General features: G+C 46.7%; 14 protein-coding genes and 1 pseudogene. 3 read left to right on the top strand and 12 right to left on the bottom strand.

All coding sequences use genetic code 11. The features are described from left to right. Position 1: 1 nt before the first annotated feature. The 12 genes and pseudogenes from choW to L3V31_RS04275 form a co-directional block, all read right to left on the bottom strand. Positions 2–844 carry a choline ABC transporter permease subunit gene (choW, locus tag L3V31_RS04330; RefSeq protein ID WP_118120313.1) on the bottom strand — a complete coding sequence of 281 codons (843 nt, stop codon included), beginning with the start codon at positions 842–844 and terminating at the stop codon, positions 2–4. Between the two features lie 86 nt (positions 845–930). Next, positions 931–1,869: a choline ABC transporter substrate-binding protein gene (locus L3V31_RS04325; protein WP_237314892.1), complete on the bottom strand. Its 939-nt coding sequence runs from the start codon at positions 1,867–1,869 to the stop codon at positions 931–933. A 46-nt stretch (positions 1,870–1,915) separates the two neighbouring features. Further along, positions 1,916–3,616 (bottom strand): choline dehydrogenase, encoded by a 1,701-nt coding sequence (gene betA / locus L3V31_RS04320; protein WP_237314891.1) that lies wholly within the window; start codon positions 3,614–3,616, stop codon positions 1,916–1,918. 18 nt (positions 3,617–3,634) lie between these two features. After that, a complete protein-coding gene (gene betB / locus L3V31_RS04315; protein ID WP_237314890.1) occupies positions 3,635–5,095 on the bottom strand; it encodes a betaine-aldehyde dehydrogenase in 1,461 nt (486 codons plus the stop codon). A gap of 18 nt (positions 5,096–5,113) precedes the next feature. Next, positions 5,114–5,713, bottom strand: a complete 600-nt coding sequence (betI, locus tag L3V31_RS04310) for a transcriptional regulator BetI (RefSeq protein WP_014233980.1) — start codon at positions 5,711–5,713, stop codon at positions 5,114–5,116. A 623-nt stretch (positions 5,714–6,336) separates the two neighbouring features. Then, positions 6,337–7,095 carry an SDR family oxidoreductase gene (locus tag L3V31_RS04305; protein ID WP_237314889.1) on the bottom strand — a complete coding sequence of 253 codons (759 nt, stop codon included), beginning with the start codon at positions 7,093–7,095 and terminating at the stop codon, positions 6,337–6,339. 9 nt (positions 7,096–7,104) lie between these two features. Continuing rightward, positions 7,105–8,007, bottom strand: a pseudogene (mmsB, locus tag L3V31_RS04300) (3-hydroxyisobutyrate dehydrogenase); the annotation flags it as partial. A 45-nt stretch (positions 8,008–8,052) separates the two neighbouring features. Further along, complete coding sequence (locus L3V31_RS04295) at positions 8,053–9,183, bottom strand: enoyl-CoA hydratase/isomerase family protein (protein ID WP_237314887.1); 1,131 nt, start codon at positions 9,181–9,183, stop codon at positions 8,053–8,055. 9 nt (positions 9,184–9,192) lie between these two features. Next, a complete protein-coding gene (locus L3V31_RS04290; protein WP_237314886.1) occupies positions 9,193–9,969 on the bottom strand; it encodes an enoyl-CoA hydratase in 777 nt (258 codons plus the stop codon). Between the two features lie 49 nt (positions 9,970–10,018). Then, positions 10,019–11,173, bottom strand: coding sequence for an acyl-CoA dehydrogenase family protein (locus L3V31_RS04285; RefSeq protein ID WP_237314885.1), 1,155 nt, complete (start codon positions 11,171–11,173; stop codon positions 10,019–10,021). 84 nt (positions 11,174–11,257) lie between these two features. Next, positions 11,258–12,751, bottom strand: coding sequence for a CoA-acylating methylmalonate-semialdehyde dehydrogenase (locus tag L3V31_RS04280; RefSeq protein ID WP_237314884.1), 1,494 nt, complete (start codon positions 12,749–12,751; stop codon positions 11,258–11,260). A gap of 97 nt (positions 12,752–12,848) precedes the next feature. After that, the gene (locus tag L3V31_RS04275) at positions 12,849–14,027 is read right to left on the bottom strand and encodes a thiolase family protein (RefSeq protein ID WP_237314883.1); all 1,179 of its coding nucleotides are present in this window, start codon (positions 14,025–14,027) and stop codon (positions 12,849–12,851) included. A gap of 209 nt (positions 14,028–14,236) precedes the next feature. Between L3V31_RS04275 and L3V31_RS04270 the strand changes: the two genes are divergently transcribed. The 3 genes from L3V31_RS04270 to L3V31_RS04260 all read left to right on the top strand — a co-directional run bounded on the left by L3V31_RS04270 (position 14,237) and on the right by L3V31_RS04260 (position 17,550). Then, on the top strand, positions 14,237–14,623 hold the full coding sequence (locus tag L3V31_RS04270) for a MerR family DNA-binding transcriptional regulator (RefSeq protein WP_237314882.1): 387 nt from the start codon (positions 14,237–14,239) through the stop codon (positions 14,621–14,623). A gap of 45 nt (positions 14,624–14,668) precedes the next feature. Continuing rightward, positions 14,669–15,838, top strand: coding sequence for an isovaleryl-CoA dehydrogenase (locus L3V31_RS04265; RefSeq protein ID WP_237314881.1), 1,170 nt, complete (start codon positions 14,669–14,671; stop codon positions 15,836–15,838). A gap of 104 nt (positions 15,839–15,942) precedes the next feature. Then, positions 15,943–17,550, top strand: coding sequence for a carboxyl transferase domain-containing protein (locus tag L3V31_RS04260; protein ID WP_065298805.1), 1,608 nt, complete (start codon positions 15,943–15,945; stop codon positions 17,548–17,550). Positions 17,551–17,573: the final 23 nt, after the last annotated feature.

The following is a 17,573-nucleotide window of genomic DNA, read 5'->3' as shown; positions in this document are numbered from 1 at the left end:
GTTACGCCTCCTTCTGGTTTGGTGCTTTACACAAGCGATCAAGGATAATTGCCACAAGAACAATCGCTAAACCTGCTTCAAAACCTTGTGAGATATTTACCGTGTTTAGCGCACGTACAACGGGTTTGCCTAAGCCATCAGCACCCACTAACGCCGCGATAACCACCATCGAAAGAGACAGCATGATACATTGCGTCACACCCGCCATAATACTTGGTAGTGCCGCAGGTAACTCCACCTTAAACAATAGCTTCATGCGACTTGCACCAAATGCTTTACCCGCTTCCAACAACTCTTCTGGCACTTTAATGATGCCTAAATAAGTCAATCGAATTGGTGCTGCAATAGCGAAGATAATGGTTGAGATAAGCCCCGGAACGATACCTAAACCAAACAGAACCAGTGTCGGAATCAGGTATACAAACGTTGGTACCGTTTGCATCAGGTCCAGAATCGGTCTGAGTAATGTGTATAACCAAGGACGATGCGCCGCCATAATTCCCAGAGGTACACCAATTAATACGGAAATCGTTGTCGCTGCAAAAACAAGGACAAAGGTTTCCAGCATCTCTTGCCAATAACCAAGGTTAAGAATCGCAAGTAGCGCTAGCACGATAAATACGACGAGAGGAATACTACGATGTAGGAACCAAGCAATAGCTGCCGTCATAATGATTGGAGCCGCAGGTGGCATCCATTTGAAAATATCCACCACAAACATAATGATGGTTTCAAGTGTAATTGAGATAGTATCGAAGAACCCAGACGCATTGATGGTTAACCAATCAACCCCGGTTTCCATCCACTGCCCTAATGGTAGTTTGTTGTCCGTAATAATATTCACAATAAACCCTTAGTGTTAATGAAGTGGGCATCACCGCCCACCTAGTATCCCCAAACAATTACTCGAGTTTTGGGGTATAAATCAGATTAAGCGTTTGATTTTAAGTATGCTGAGATCGATGCCTGTGCATCCTGGCCATCGACCGTTTTCACATCCTTAAGCCACGCTTCGATTTGATCTTGATTCGCGTTTAACCACGCTTGTGCCGCTTTCGAGGGCTTTTGCTTCTGGTTAAGAATCGCTTCCATTAACTCGTTTTCCATTTCTAGGCTGAACTCTAGGTTTTTCACTAGCTGGCCTACATTTGGACACTCAGAAAGGTAGTTTTTACGTACGTTTGTGTAGACATTTGCGCCACCGTAATTTGGACCGAAGAAGTCATCACCACCCGCTAAGTATTCCATTTCAACGTTGTTGTTCATCGGGTGCGGTGCCCAGCCTAAATATACAATCCACTGATTACGACGCACTGCACGTGATACTTGTGACACCATGCCCGCTTCACTGGACTCAACTAAGCTGAAGTCTTTCAGACCAAACGCATCGCCATCGATCATTGATTGGATCAGACGGTTACCATCGTTACCCGGTTCGATGCCGTAAATGCGACCTTTAAACTTGTCGGCATGTTTTACCAGGTCAGCGAAGCTCGTCACGCCCGAGTCGTAAACGTATTTTGGTACCGCGAGTGTGTATTTAGCACCGACAAGGTTAGCTTTAACAGTTTCGACGGTACCTGCGTCACGGTATTTAGCGATATCACCTTCCATCGTTGGCATCCAGTTGCCTAGGAAAATATCTATGTCGCCATTTGCCATTGACGAATAGGTTACTGGTACAGAAAGCAGATCCGTTTTGGTCTTGTACCCTAACCCTTTTAGTATTTCTGAAGTAACGGCGGTTGTTGCTGTAATGTCTGTCCAACCTACATCAGCAAATCGAACGGTTTCACACTGATTTGCGTAAGCACCGGTTGCTAAGGTACTTAACGCGATAGTTGATACAATTTTCGTCATCTTAGACATGTTTAGTTCCTTGTAATGATTACTGACTATTTGTTGATTATTTGAATTATGAGATTGAATCTAAATTTCTTTTTGGTGGATGCATTCGTTGCATCTCTTGCCAGTTCGGTGCAATCCAAACCGGAGTATTGTTTGATTTTTGTAATGCGTTACCTAGGATCATATCCGCAGCGCGTTCGGCAACCATGATGGTTGGCGCATTCAAGTTGCCGTTCGGAATGGTTGGGAAAATGGATGAATCCACAACACGTAATCCTTGGATACCACGTACCTGACACTGCTCATCCAGGACTGCTAACGGGTCATCGTCCGCGCCCATTTTGCAGCTGCAAGATGGATGGTAAGCACTCTCTACATTCTGCTTCACCCATTCATCAATTTGCTCGTCAGTGGTGATGTTTAAACCCGGTTGTATTTCATCGCCACGGAACTCGTCCATCGCTGGCTGGTTCAATATTTCACGCGTCAGGCGGATACAATCACGCCAGTCCTGCTTATCTTGCTCTGTGGAGATGTAGTTGAACTCGATCTTTGGTTTATCATTTGGATTCGATGAAACTACTTCTACTGAGCCTCGGCTTTCTGGCTTATTAGGGCCAACGTGTACCTGAAATCCATGGCCATCAAAGGCAGCCTGACCGTCATAACGCATCGCAGCTGGTAAGAAGTGGTATTGAATGTTCGGCCACTTCAAGCCTTCGCGAGAACGAATAAACGCGCACGATTCAAAATGGTTCGTCGCACCGAGGCCTTTGCGGGTAAGAATCCACTCGGTACCAATTAACCCTTTGCTCACCAAACCTAACTTACTGTTAAGTGTGATTGGCTGTTTACAGTGATATTGGAAGTAAACCTCCAGATGGTCTTGCAGGTTTTTACCCACGCCTTCCAACTGGTGCTTCACCTCGATACCCGCTTTTTCCAATACATCTTGAGGGCCAATACCGGAAAGTTGCAGTAGTTGTACCGAACCAATTGAACCCGCACTAGAAATCACTTCATTATTTGCAAAACACTGCTTAACGGAACCTGATTGCTCGAATTCAACGCCTACCGCTTTGTTGTTTTCAAGTAAGACTCGGTGGACAGTGACTCGCTTCATTAGCGTGAAGTTCTTACGCTTTTTAGCACGGCTTAAGTACGCATTAGATGTTGAAGCGCGAACGCCTTTATCAACGGTCATGTGCATTGGACCGAAGCCCTCTTGCTGGTAACCGTTGTAATCATCCGTTTCTGGGTAACCCGCATCTTTACCAGCTTGGATAAAGGCTTCGTATAGTGGGTTAAGCTTCATGTCATTACCGTTGCAGGTACCAACAGGGCCGTTATCGCCACGATATTCATCCGCGCCACCAACCCAAGATTCCGCTTTACGGAAGTAAGGCAAACACGCTTGGTAGTTCCAACCTTTTGCACCCTCTTCTTCCCACTGGTCGAAATCACAAGCGTGACCACGCACGTAAACCATGCCGTTAATAGAAGAGCTACCGCCAAGAACTTTACCGCGAGGACAGTGCAGTTGGCGTCCATCAAGGCCGCCTTCTTTTACTGTCTCGAATTGCCAAGCGTACTTTTCCGTGTTCATCGGGTAAGAAAGCGCTGTCGGCATTTGGATAAAAATGCTCTTATCCGTGCCACCTGCTTCTAGTAATAAGACAGAGTGCTGACCGCTTTCACTCAAGCGATCCGCTAAAACACAGCCGGCCGAACCCGCACCGACGATAATATAATCGTAGTGTTGTTGCATTTTGATTCTCCTGGAGATTTAAGCGTAAGGGCTTTCGAAGTCGCTCAGTTGAACCAGTACACTCTTAGTTTGCGTGTAATGCTTCAGGGTTTCGACGCCATTTTCGCGGCCAATTCCAGATTGCTTGTAGCCGCCTACTGGCATTTCTGCAGGGGAATCACCCCAGGCATTAACCCAGCAGATTCCCGCCTGAATTTTATGAATAACGCGATGGGCGCGAGAGAGGTTCTGAGTAAAGACACCTGCAGCCAGACCGTAATCGGTATCATTGGCACGTTGAATAACCTCAGCTTCATCACTGAACTTAAGCACCGACATAACAGGACCAAAGATCTCTTGCTGTACGTGGCTCATGTTATCATCACAATCAATAAATACGGTTGGAACAACAAAGTTACCGTTTTCCAGACCGTTATCTGTTACTTTGTAGCCGCCAGTCAGTAGCGTTGCGCCACTTGCCTTAGCGTCTTCAATCGCAGACAACACTTTGCGTTCATGTTCTTTAGAAATCAAAGCACCGATCTGCGTGCTTTCATCAAGAGGATCACCGACAATCAGCAGTTCAGTACGAGTTTTAAGCTGTGCAACAAATTCATCATAGATAGACTCATGAACAAAAACACGAGTACCGTTGGTACATACTTCACCCTGAGTGTAAAAGTTCGCAACCATGGCTGCTGATACGGCATCATTTAGTTTTGCATCATCAAACACGATCAGTGGTGACTTACCACCCAATTCCATGGTGACTTGCTTGAGTGTTTTCGCACTGTCACCCATGACAGTTTTGCCCGTACCACACTCGCCAGTGAACGAGACTTTCGAAATATCAGGATGTGCCGTTAACATTTGGCCAACGCGATAATCACCCTGTACCACGTTGAATACCCCATCCGGCATGCCCGCTTCTGAATAAATTTCGGCCAACTTCAATGCTGTCAGCGGCGTTTCTTCTGATGGTTTGAAAATCATTGCGTTGCCAGCAGCCAGTGCTGGTGCTGATTTCCACATCGCGATTTGAATTGGGTAGTTCCAAGCACCGATACCCGCACAGATCCCCAGTGGCTCACGGCGTGTGTAGAAAAACTGGTTTTCATTAAGTGGCTGTTGTTCGCCCTGTAAACTAGGCGCTAAACCCGCATAGTATTCAAGTACATCAGCCCCTGTCGTGATATCAACCGCGATCGCTTCTTGGATTGGTTTCCCTGTATCTGCCACTTCCAAAGCCGCTAGTTCACCATTACGTTCACGCAAGATCGCAACGGCTTTGTTAAGAATACGACTACGCTCGATTGCCGTCATTGCTGACCATACTTCAAAGCCGCGTTTTGCAGATTCGATAGCCGCTTCCATATCGCGTTGATTTGCTTGTTTAACATTGGCCAATGGCTCACCATTCGCCGGGTTGTATGTGGTGAAATGCTCGTCAGAGCTTCCGATATACATTGCACCATCAATGTAATGTGTTTTCATTTCCATTTTGAAGACCTGTGACTTTTAAATTTTTTGTGAGTAGTACGTTAGCTGCTTTTCGAGATAGTCGTTGATGATGACCCTTGCTTTTTCTGCATCGATGCCTTGCGGGTTGAGCGTTCCGCGTAGCCATATTCCATCAATGAGTGACGCAATCCCGTGAGCAACCAATTCCGCTTGCTCTGCACTTAATAGTGCTTTTAATTCTCTTCTTAGATGGGACAAAAGACGTCGTTCGTTTACACGTTGCAGACGCTTTAGCTGTTCGTCATGCATCGAATAAGACCAGAAGGCTAGCCATGTCTTGGCCACTTTATTTTCAGCCTGAAAGCCGACAAAGTTACCGTCAATAATGGCGTTGATACGTTGATGATGAGCATCAGCCGGCAGCTCACGAAGCTTTTTCGTGATCGTGAATGAAAGCTGGCGAAGGATCTCGCGCATCGTTTCTTCCAATAACCCGTGCTTACCACCAAAGTAATGATTGATGATACCCGTTGATACGCCAGCTTCTTTGCTGATCAACGAGATACTCGCTGCATGTAAGCCCACCCTATCAATCACTGACATTGTCGCTTTCACCAGCTGTGGCTTCCTGATTTCAGGCATTCCCACCTTCGGCATTTCATCCCCTTTCATTTTTAATTGAACGGTTAGTTAAATATAAAATGCCTGAAATTTAGTTCGATCTCAAACTATTTTTTGTAAATTCATCCGAAGAATGTTGGAAAATTGTGCTTTGAGACACAGACATGATGTGTTGGAAATGACCAATTAAAAGGCAATCCACAGCTTAATTAAAGAAATTTAATCCTTATTTTTCAATATATTATAGAAATAAAATTATTATCTTTGTGTTTTTTAATTTTTGGGTAGATTAATTTTCAAATTTATCAACACAAAAAATTTACATCGTACACTAATGATTGCACCGATACTGTTCTGTTTGCACAAACATTACCCACGCCATGTGGTAACAGTCTCATAACATTATAATTTTCATTTGCACAATTGTTGGTCGCTATGAAATAGGATTTTGCATGCCCGATAACGGCGGTTCAAAAGTGTGATCCGTACACAGTTTTAGAAAAAGCATTTAAAAAGATGTAAAGAGAAACTGGGAAGCTAATTGGGATGGAACGTAAAATGGATAGAGAGGCTCAATCTGGTTTATGCAACTGCCATCAATGAGGAAATTTTGATGTTGGCTAACAATACAACGAACATTGTTAGCCTTGTGATTGAGATTACATGCGCATACCACCATCTACTTCTAATACTCTTCCGGTCACGAACTCGTTCGTTAATACATATTTCACGGTCGCGGAGATTTCATCAGCAAGCCCCAAGCGGCCGACAGGAATCATCCTAATTAGCCTATCCATGGCTTCCGGCTTAATCTGGTCCGTCATCGCCGTTTTGATAACGCCCGGCGCGATCGCAACAGAACGAATACCAAATCGTCCTAACTCCTTCGCCCATACCGTCGCCATGGCCGCAACCGCAGCTTTGGAGGCGGAGTAGTTGGTTTGGCCAATATTCCCAGCACGAGCCACACTGGATATATTAATAAGCACGCCTTTACTATCGGTGTTGAGCATGACTTTGCTCGCTTCACGTCCGCATAAGAAAGTACCCGTGACATTTACATCCATAACCGACTGGAACTGCTCGAGGGACATCGGAGTGACCTGACCGTCTTTCACTTTAATGAACATACCATCACGCATAATACCAGCGTTGTTAATCACGCCATTAAGCTGCTTAAAGTCTGCTTCAATTTGCTCAAAGGCAGCGCAAACCTGTTGTTCATCTGTCACGTTCGTCACATAACTTCGGGCGCTTACCCCCAAAGATTGACACTCTGCCTGTGTCTCTCGCAATTGTTCTAAATTAAGATCGATAAGCGCGAGATTCACGCCACTTTCAGCCAAAGAAAGTGCCATCTGTTTGCCAAGCCCCTGCCCAGCACCTGTAATCGCAACAACCTTATTTGCTAACTCCATAAACGCTCCTTAGGCCTGATTTTGCTTTTGGTAGAACTCAAACAAACTAGAGAAATCTTTTTGTCCATTGCCCTGACCATTATGAAAATTAAACAGGTTGCGAGCTAAACTGCCCATCGGCGTCGAGGTTTGGCTAGCAACTGCCGCTTCCATAGCAAGGCCGAGGTCTTTCGCCATAAGCTGACTCATGAAACCACCCTGATAGCCATTACTCGCAGGCGCATTTTCCATCACGCCCGGACATGGGTTGTAAAGCTCTAACGCCCAGTTACGACCTGAGCTTTGCAACATAATGTCGGACAGCACTTTAGGGTCAAGCCCATTCTCTATACCCAAGTTCAGCGCTTCACAAGTACCACTCATCAGAATACCCAGCATCATGTTGTTGCAGATTTTAGCCACCTGACCAGCACCAGCATCACCGGCATGGAAAATGTTTTTACCCATATGGCCAAGCACCACTTTCGCTTGAACAAAATTCTCTTGTGAGCCGCCAACGATAAAAGTCAGCGTGCCTGCGGCTGCACCAGCAACCCCACCTGACACTGGCGCATCGACAAAGCTAACGCCTAGCTGCTGTGACTTTTCGCCAACCAGACGAGCGGTCGCCGGATCAATAGTGGATGAGTCAATCAGTAATGTTCCAGATTCAACGCTTTCTAAAATGCCATCCTGACCAAGATAGACACTTTTTACATGCTGACTAGCGGGTAACATTGTGACAACGACACCCGCGCCTTGAACGACTTGCTGAACAGAATCTGCACTCGAAGCGCCAAGTGCGGTCAGTTCCGCCACAGCGTTCGGATTCAAATCAAAAACTTCAACTTTCAAACCTGCGTTGACGAGATTCTTAGCCATGGGTGCACCCATATTGCCAAGACCAATAAATGCTATTTTATCCATGTTCTGTCTCTTCCTTTCCTTGTCGCTATTCCGTTTAACTACTCCGTTAAACTAAAGTTCAGCCGTCGCCAATTGCGTTTCTGTAAGTGGGTAATCAACTGAATCAATCGGTGCAAAAAAGCGTTGCAACTCCTGCGGAGTGACATCAACGACACACTTGTGTATCCATGTTGGCTGGTTGGTTTTATCAATGATGAGCGCGCGAACCCCTTCCCTAAAATCACCTTCTAAACCACAACGCAACGTGAGGTTAAACTCCATATCAAAACAAGCATCCAAAGGGAGTCCTTGATACTGAGTCAATTGTTGGTAAGTAAGATTTAATGAAAGAGGGCTGCCATAACTGAGCGCTTTCTGCGCGTTAACAAACCATTTATCATCCACATCTGCACTACTAATGGCTTTGATAATCGTTGTTAAATCACCGTGACAAATCTGCTCTATAAGATCAGCATGAGGTAGCATCAAGCCCACACCCGGCTCTTTGACTTCTAGCGTGCGAAGTAGTGTCGCAATCTTCTCGTTGATGTCTGTTTCACTTTTCCAATGAATACTGGAGAGTTGAGAGAAGAAGCTTCCCTTACTATCAGGATGTGTAATCCATTGGCTCAACCCTAATGCTTTCATGTCGGTCGCATTGATCTGACAGGCAGTTAAACCAAGAAACAGCGCGTAGTGTTTTGGCAACTGATTCAAAAAGTAGGTCGCGCCTACGTCAGGATAAAGGCCAATCTTGATTTCTGGCATCGCAAAGCGAGTGTTCGTCTCCGCCACACGATGGCTTGCGCCCATAAACAGACCGACACCGCCGCCCATCAGGTAGCCATGCCCCCAAGCGATGATTGGTTTTGAGTAAGTATGAATCAGATGATCACAGCGGTATTCTAGATCGAAAAACGTTTCCATGGCAGAAAACGCAGCGTCGAAATCTTGCTCTTTATTTTCTAGCGCTCTATAAATTGCTTGGATATCACCGCCAGCACAGAATGCTTTTTCGCCCTTCGCATGCAAACACACCGCAACGATGTTGTCATCGATTTGCCACTCAAGCAGTTGATTATAAAGCTGCTCGATCATCACATAACTCAGTGCGTTGAGCGCCGCCGGATTATCTAGCTCCAGCACACCGATGACAGAACCATCGGCACACTCTAGGTTTGACACGTTTACTTTGCTGGTCATGGCGACTCCTTAGCTATTGGTCCAGTTTGGCTTTCGCTTTTGCAGGAAGGCGTTCACACCCTCTGTCTGATCTTGTGTATTGAAAAGCTGTAAAAACAGTTCACGTTCCAATACCAACCCTGCCGCATGAGTCTGGCTGCGTCGATTTTGGATGAGTGTTTTGCAAGCAGATACAGACTTCGGCGATTGACCCGCGACACGCTGTGCCAGTTCCATTGCGGTTTCTAACGCTTGTCCTTTTTCAACGACTTCTTCGACCAAACCGATTTTCTCTGCTCGCTCGGCCGTCACACGTTCACCACACAGGATCATGCGCTTCGCCCAACCTTCGCCGACTAACGCAGTGAGGTTTTGCGTTCCTCCGGCACAAGGCAACAAGCCAACCGACGCTTCTGGTAACGCCATTTGCGTTTGCTCTTCAGCGATACGGATGTCGCACGCCATCGCGACTTCCAAACCACCGCCCATTGCATAGCCATTGATCGCCGCGATAGATACACCATCAAACGCTGATAAGGCTTCAAACGCTTCACCAAATGCGAACGCCATATCTGCCGCTTGCGATTTGTCACCCGATGCGAAATTATTAAGGTCCGCACCAGCAGAGAAGAACTTCTCCCCTTCACCCGTTAGTACCAAAGCGTAAATAGAACGATCATTGCTAAGTTCAATCGCTAATTCTTTGAGTTGATTGAGAGAGTCCAAAGTCCAGGTATTCGCAGGCGGATTACTAATAGTGAGCTTGGCGATGTGAGCTTCACGCTCTAATTTGATTTGTGCTGTCATAATCTTTCAATCCCTTTTTATTCTTTTAGGTAAGGCGCTATCTCGCTGACTAAACCAGCTCAACACCCTCTGTAAGTAGACGTCTTGAGATGATCAGACGCATGATTTCGTTGGTACCTTCAAGAATTTGGTGCACACGAACGTCTCTGAAGTGGCGCTCGACTGGATATTCTTTAATGTAGCCATAACCGCCATGAATTTGCAGTGCCTCGTCGCAAACTTTAAAACCCACATCCGTTGCAAAGCGTTTCGCCATGGCGCAGTACGCACTTTTTTCCGCGTGTTGAGCATCGAGTTTTGCGGCAGCAAGTCTCACCATTTGACGCGCAGCAACCAGTTCTGTTGCCATGTCCGCCAGTTTGAATTGCAGTGCTTGGAATTGAGCGAGTGAACGTCCAAACTGTTTACGTTCTAACATGTACTGTTTTGCTTCGTTTAACGCTTGTTGCGCAGTGCCAACAGAACAGGTGGCAATATTGATTCGGCCGCCATCGAGACCGAGCATGGCAAACTTAAAGCCTTCCCCCTCTTCACCCAACAGATACTCAGCCGGAATTCGAACGTTTTCGAAGGTGATCATACGAGTTGGTTGGCAGTTCCAGCCCATCTTGGCTTCTTTCTTACCGTAACTGATGCCTTCGCTGTCAGCTGGTACAATAAAGGCAGACACGCCACCCGCCCCTTCACCACACGAACGAGCCATGACTACCAAGACGTCAGTATCACCTGCACCAGAGATAAACACTTTTGCGCCATTCAAAACAAACTCATCGCCATCACGCACTGCGCTGGTCGTCAGAGATGCCGCGTCAGAACCCGCATTTGGCTCAGTGAGGCAGTAAGAAGCGAGCTTTTCTCCGGAGATCAATTCACCACTAAATTGTTGAGCAACTTCCGGTTTGGCAAAGCTGGTGATCATCCAGGTCGCCATATTATGGATAGTCATAAACGCTGTGGTTGCGGTACAACCCATCGCCAATTGTTCAAAAATAATCGCAGCATCCAAACGGGAAAGCCCCAAACCACCGTGCTCTGGCGGCGTATAGATACTCAAGAAACCCAGTTCACCAGCCTGGCGAAGTACATCTTTAGGGAAGTGTTGTTTTTCATCCCACTCAGCGGCGTGCGGTGCAAGCATCTGTTCTGCGAATTGTTTCGCTGCGTCTGCGAATGCGATTTGATCTTCGTTTAATTCAAAATCCATCTTGAAGTCCTAAGGTCTAATTCATTGCATTTGAATCTAGGCCAAGCAAGAATTAGCTTGGCCATATACTGTTAACGAGGGTAATTAGTTAAGCTGAATGGTCATGTTTGGGCCACTTGGGATATCGTCTTCAAACCAACGTGCAGTCACCGTTTTCGTCTCGGTGTAGAAACGAACCGCTTGTTTGCCATAAGCATGCAGATCGCCATAGAAACTGCCTTTCCAGCCCGTAAATGAGAAGAATGGCAATGGCACAGGAATCGGCACGTTGATACCCACGTTACCCACTTCGATATTGTGCTGATACTTTCTCGCGGCCGCGCCATTCGCCGTGAAAATAGACGTACCGTTACCAAAGCGGTTCGCATTAATCAGCTCGATAGCTTCATCCAAGTCATCCACTTCCATAGTGAGCAGCACTGGGCCAAAAATCTCTTCCTGATAAATCGACATGTCTGTCGTCACGTTGGTAAACAGTGTTGGACCAACCCAGTTACCGTCAGGGAAACCAGCCACTTGGCAATCTGTTCCGTCAAGGACACAGTTAGCGCCAGACGCTTTGCCTTCATTAATCAGATTCACCACACGTTGTTTCGCTTGCGGGCTAATCAGCGGGCCATAACCTGCGGTTTCATCATCCCACGCACCTGGTTGAACTTGAGCTAACGCCTCTTTAAGCTCCGGAATCCACTCTTTGGTTTCGCCAACAAATACCGCGACCGAAATCGCCATACAGCGCTGACCAGCGGCACCTACTGATGCACCAACCAGGTTATTAATTACCTGCTGTTTGTTTGCATCTGGCATAATAACCATGTGATTTTTCGCACCTGCAAACGACTGAACGCGTTTTAGGTTATCAGTACCGGTTTTGTAGATGTACTCGCCAACTGGCACTGAACCTACAAAAGAGATCGCACGGACGACTGGATCGGTAAGAATGCGGTCGACTTGTTCTTTGGTGCCGTGGACGATTTGCAACACGCCTTTTGGTGCACCTGCTTGTTCAAACAGTTCAGCCAGTTTCATTGCCGTTAATGGCACTTGCTCCGAAGGTTTCAAAATGAAGGTGTTACCGCACGCAATCGCCATAGGGAACATCCATAACGGGATCATCGCTGGGAAGTTAAACGGAGTGATACCAGCACAAACGCCGAGCGGTTGAATGTAAGAGTAGCCATCAATATTGGTTGCGACATTCTCAACCGTTTCACCCATCATTGAGCTACAAATATTTGCAGCTTGTTCAACGACTTCAATCCCGCGCCAAATGTCACCTTTTGCATCCGCGAGGGTTTTACCTGTCTCGCTTGAAAGTAATATTGCCAACTCGTCGTGCTGCTCTTTAAGTAGATGCTGGTAGCGCAGCATCAGTCTTGCACGCTCCGGCGCAGCCACCTCTTTCCAACGCTTAAACGTCTCTGTTGCGCTGGCGATCGCCGCATTCATTTCCGACTCCGTAGCACAAGGTACTTGTGCAATCACTTCATTGGTTGCCGGGTTAGTGACATCTAGCCATTGTTTTGAGTCGGAGATGGCGAATTCACCACCGATATACTGCTTTACTTGTTCTGTCATGATGACATCCTTGTATTTTTCAGCTTGTTACTGACTATTTTTGTATAAGTTCGCCACAGACTTGCGCCGCGGACAGAGGAATGTTGTTAAGAATGATTTAGCAGATCTCAATCGCGATTGCGGTTGCCTCACCACCACCAATACAAAGTGATGCAACGCCACGTTTACCGCCAGTCTGTTTAAGCGCATGAATCAAGGTCACGAGGATTCGGTTACCACTCGCGCCAATTGGATGACCTAACGCACAAGCACCACCGCGCGGGTTAACGTTACTCTCGTCCAGTTCGAGCACTTTCACTGCGTACTGAGTCACGACGGCAAAAGCTTCATTAATTTCCCAAAGGTCAACGTCCGATTTGTCCCAGCCTGTTTTTTCCAGCAGTTTTTCAATCGCGAAGACGGGGGCGATGGTAAACTCTTCTGGCAGCCTCGCATGTGTGCTGTAAGCGACGATTTTTGCAAGGGGTTGTAAGTTCTCTTGACGACCAAACTCGCTATCGACCAATACCATTGCCGAGGCACCGTCAGAAATTGAGCTTGAGTTCGCCGCTGTTACGCCGCCATCTTTAGCAAACGCAGGACGTAAAGTTGGAATTTTCGCGACGTCGAGTTTGCTAGGTTGCTCATCGTCTATAACCAAGGTATCGCCGCGTCGGGTTTTCACATGGACAGGGACGATCTCTTCTTTGAACAAACCTTGTTCAATCGCTCGCTGCGCGCGAGTTACCGATTGCTGCGCCCAAGTATCCATACTTTCGCGGTTGAACTGATACTTTTGCGCCGTTTGTTCAGCAAAGACACCCATCAACTCACCTTGATAGGCATCCTGTAAACCGTCATAAAACATGTGATCGAGTACTTGCTCATGGCCTAAACGAAAACCTTCGCGTGCTTTCTTTAATAGATAAGGAGACGAAGACATGTTCTCCATGCCACCCGCAATAACAGCGTGCGCGTTGCCAGATTGAATAAGATCATGAGCAAGCATCACTGTCTTCATGCCCGACCCGCACACTTTGTTCAGCGTCGTACAACCAATCGATTGTGGCATGTCGGCTTTTAAACTCGCCTGCCTCGCAGGAGCCTGCCCCACACCAGCTGGTAGTACACAACCCATCAGTACTTCATCTATTTTGTCTGAATCCAACTGACTTTCTGCTAATGCGCCCTGAATCGCTGTCGCCCCTAGCTCAGTGACATCGGTTGAAGCTAGTGCACCTTGAAAAGCTCCGATAGGCGTTCGTTTAGCGGCAACAATCCATGTTTCATTTTTCATTTCATTAACCTTTTGTTGACGTTTACGTCATAACTATACTAACATTTACGTTAACGTCAAGTTTGAGGTTATTGTTTGTTCGAGTGAATCGTCAGTTTCGGGTAAACGTCAGTAATATCAAGGCTCAAGAGTGTTCACTAGTTATTTACTTTAACGTTAACGAATTGTATATTCGGATGATTGTTATACGAAAGTCGTAAGGTTAAAGAATGAATACATTTAAGATCAGTGAGCTCGCGAAAGAGTTCGATATTACAACCCGAAGTATTCGCTTTTACGAAGATTTAGGTCTGCTGACTCCAGAACGTAAAGGCAACACTCGAATCTACAATGGTCGCGATCGAATTCGACTAAAACTGATTTTGCGAGGTAAGCGATTAGGCTTTTCTCTTGCAGATATCAAAGAGTTGTTTGAACTCTACGATACCGATCAAAGTACTGAGCAGTTGACCTATATGATTCGGTTGATCGAAGAGAAGAAGGCAGCATTGCAACAGCAGGCGAATGACATTCAAGCGGTAATGATGGAGTTAAATGCTGCGCAGTTGCGATGCCAAAATACACTGAGATCCATGAAAGGCGAAAAAGTCACCTGACACCTCAACACTGGGATGTAGGTGACGTAAAGGCAAGGACACGCAATGAAATCTACCTACTCTTCCCTAAACTTTGTTTATGACGAAAATACCGATTTGCTTCGCGAGCAAATCAATAGTTTTGCTGCAAGAGAAATTGCGCCTCTAGCGCAGTCTATCGACCAATCTAACGACTTTCCAAACCACCTTTGGTCCAAATTAGGTGAAATGGGTCTTTTAGGTGTGACCACCAGCGAAGAGTTTGGTGGTGCAAACATGGGCTACCTCGCCCACGTGATTGCTATGGAAGAGATCAGCCGGGCATCTGCCTCGGTTGCTTTAAGCTACGGTGCTCACTCCAACCTTTGTGTTAACCAAATCCACCGCAACGGGACACAAGCACAAAAAGACAAATATCTGCCTAAACTCATCTCCGGTGAGCATATTGGAGCCCTTGCCATGAGCGAACCTGGCGCAGGTTCCGATGTGGTATCTATGCAGCTTAAAGCGGAACGTAAAGGCGATATTTTCCTGCTAAATGGCAACAAAATGTGGATCACTAACGGTCCTGATGCACACACCTATGTTGTCTACGCCAAAACAGAGCCAAGCCTCCATTCCAAGGGCATCACGGCCTTTATTGTAGAACGTGGATACCCTGGATTCACTCAAGCGCAAAAGCTCGACAAATTAGGTATGCGCGGTTCGAACACTTGTGAGTTGGTGTTCCAAAACTGCGAAGTCCCTGCAGAAAACATTCTGGGTGAAGAAAACCAAGGCGTGAAAGTGCTGATGAGCGGTTTGGACTACGAACGCGTTGTGCTTGCTGGCGGCCCGCTTGGCATCATGCAAGCATGTATGGATATCGTTGTGCCGTATATCCACGACCGCAAACAGTTTGGCAAATCCATTGGCGAATTCCAGCTTGTGCAAGCAAAAGTCGCGGATATGTACACGCAAATGAATGCCGCTAAGGCCTATGTTTACGCCGTTGCAGCTGCTTGTGATCGCGGTGAAACCACACGTAAAGATTCTGCTGGTGCGATTCTCTACAGCGCAGAGCTGGCAACCAAAATGGCTTTGGATGCGATACAGCTACTTGGCGGAAACGGCTACATAAATGAGTTTGATACCGGCCGCCTGCTTCGTGATGCCAAGCTGTATGAAATCGGTGCGGGCACTTCTGAAATTCGACGCATGCTTATTGGTCGCGAATTGTTTAACGAAAGCGCCTAGTCATCATTCAACCTCAGGCGTACTGACTCAACACATTTCATTAATCAACCTAAATTGGTGACAGGCAATCTACGTCTGTCACTCCGAATGGAGATCGGCTATTTATGGCTTGTTTGACGACCAATATTAATACCCATTCAGAGCAATATCAGGAAAACTACCGCTCTATGGCGTCACTTGTGGATCAACTTTATACCGTGACCGCCCAAATAGAAGACGGTGGTGGCGAAAAAGCACGTGAGCATCAGCAGAAGAAAGGAAAGCTTCCCGCTCGAGAGCGTATTCTTGCCCTACTCGACCCCGGTTCATCTTTTTTAGAAATCGGTCAGTTTGCTGGCTGGGATGTGTACCCTGATTACGTTCCATGTGCTGGAGTGGTTGCGGGTGTGGGTGTGATAGATGGCACAGAATGTATGATCGTAGCCAACGATGTGACAGTAAAAGGCGGCAGTTACTACCCGCTTACGGTTAAAAAGCACTTAAGAGCACAGGAAATTGCAGAAAAATGCCAACTGCCGTGTGTTTATCTGGTCGACTCTGGTGGCGCTAACCTACCCCGCCAGGATGAAGTATTCCCAGACAAAGACCACTTCGGTCGTATTTTCTACAATCAAGCCCGTATGTCGGCCAAAGGCATCCCACAAATTGCCGTGGTCATGGGGCTGTGTACCGCTGGCGGCGCTTATGTTCCCGCCATGTGCGACGTATCCATCATCGTAAAAGAGCAAGGTACGATCTTCTTAGCGGGTCCACCTCTTGTAAAAGCGGCAACAGGTGAAGAAGTGAGTGCTGAAGATCTTGGTGGTGCCGATGTTCACTGCCGTACGTCTGGCGTAGCCGACTATTACGCAGAAAACGACCACCATGCATTAGAGCTAGCAAGACAGGCTGTTTCACAAATCAACCACTTAAAGCCGATTCAACTTAAGCAAAAAGCACCACAAGAGCCACGTTTCTCCGCTCAGGAGCTTTACGGCATCGTCGGTACCGATCTTAAAAAACCGTTTGATGTAAAAGAGGTCATTGCACGAATTGTTGATGATTCACAATTTGATGAATTTAAAGCCTTGTTCGGCGAAACTTTAGTATGTGGCTTTGCTCATATCCACGGTATGCCAATTGGTATCGTTGCCAATAACGGCATTCTATTTTCCGAGTCAGCACAAAAAGGCGCCCATTTTATTGAGCTGTGTGCCCAACGCAAAATTCCACTTCTCTTTTTGCAGAACATTACTGGCTTTATGGTCGGTCAAAAATACGAAGCAGAAGGCATCGCCAAGCATGGCGCAAAAATGGTGACCGCTGTTGCTTGTGCAGACGTACCTAAATTTACCGTTGTTATTGGTGGCTCGTATGGTGCAGGTAACTACGGCATGTGCGGCCGAGCCTATGACCCAACCATGATGTGGATGTGGCCAAATGCGCGTATTTCCGTCATGGGTGGCGAGCAAGCGGCTGGCGTAATGGCGCAAGTGACCCGCGATATTAAAACTCGCAAAGGTGAAAGTTGGAGTACAGAGGAAGAAGAAGCTTTCAAGCGTCCAATTGCTGAGCAATATCAGACGCAAAGCCATGCTTATTACGCCAGTGCTCGTCTGTGGGACGACGGTATTATTGATCCTGCTAAGACCCGAGATGTTGTCGGTATTGCTTTATCTGCTGCACTTAATGCACCAATACCAGACAGCAAGTTTGGCATCTTCCGTATGTAGTCGGATGCAAGGCAAACCTTAAC

Origin of the sequence: Vibrio sp. J1-1, assembly GCF_021728395.1 — a bacterium.
GTDB lineage: Bacteria > Pseudomonadota > Gammaproteobacteria > Enterobacterales > Vibrionaceae > Vibrio.
This window is presented reverse-complemented; position numbering and strand designations above follow the sequence as displayed.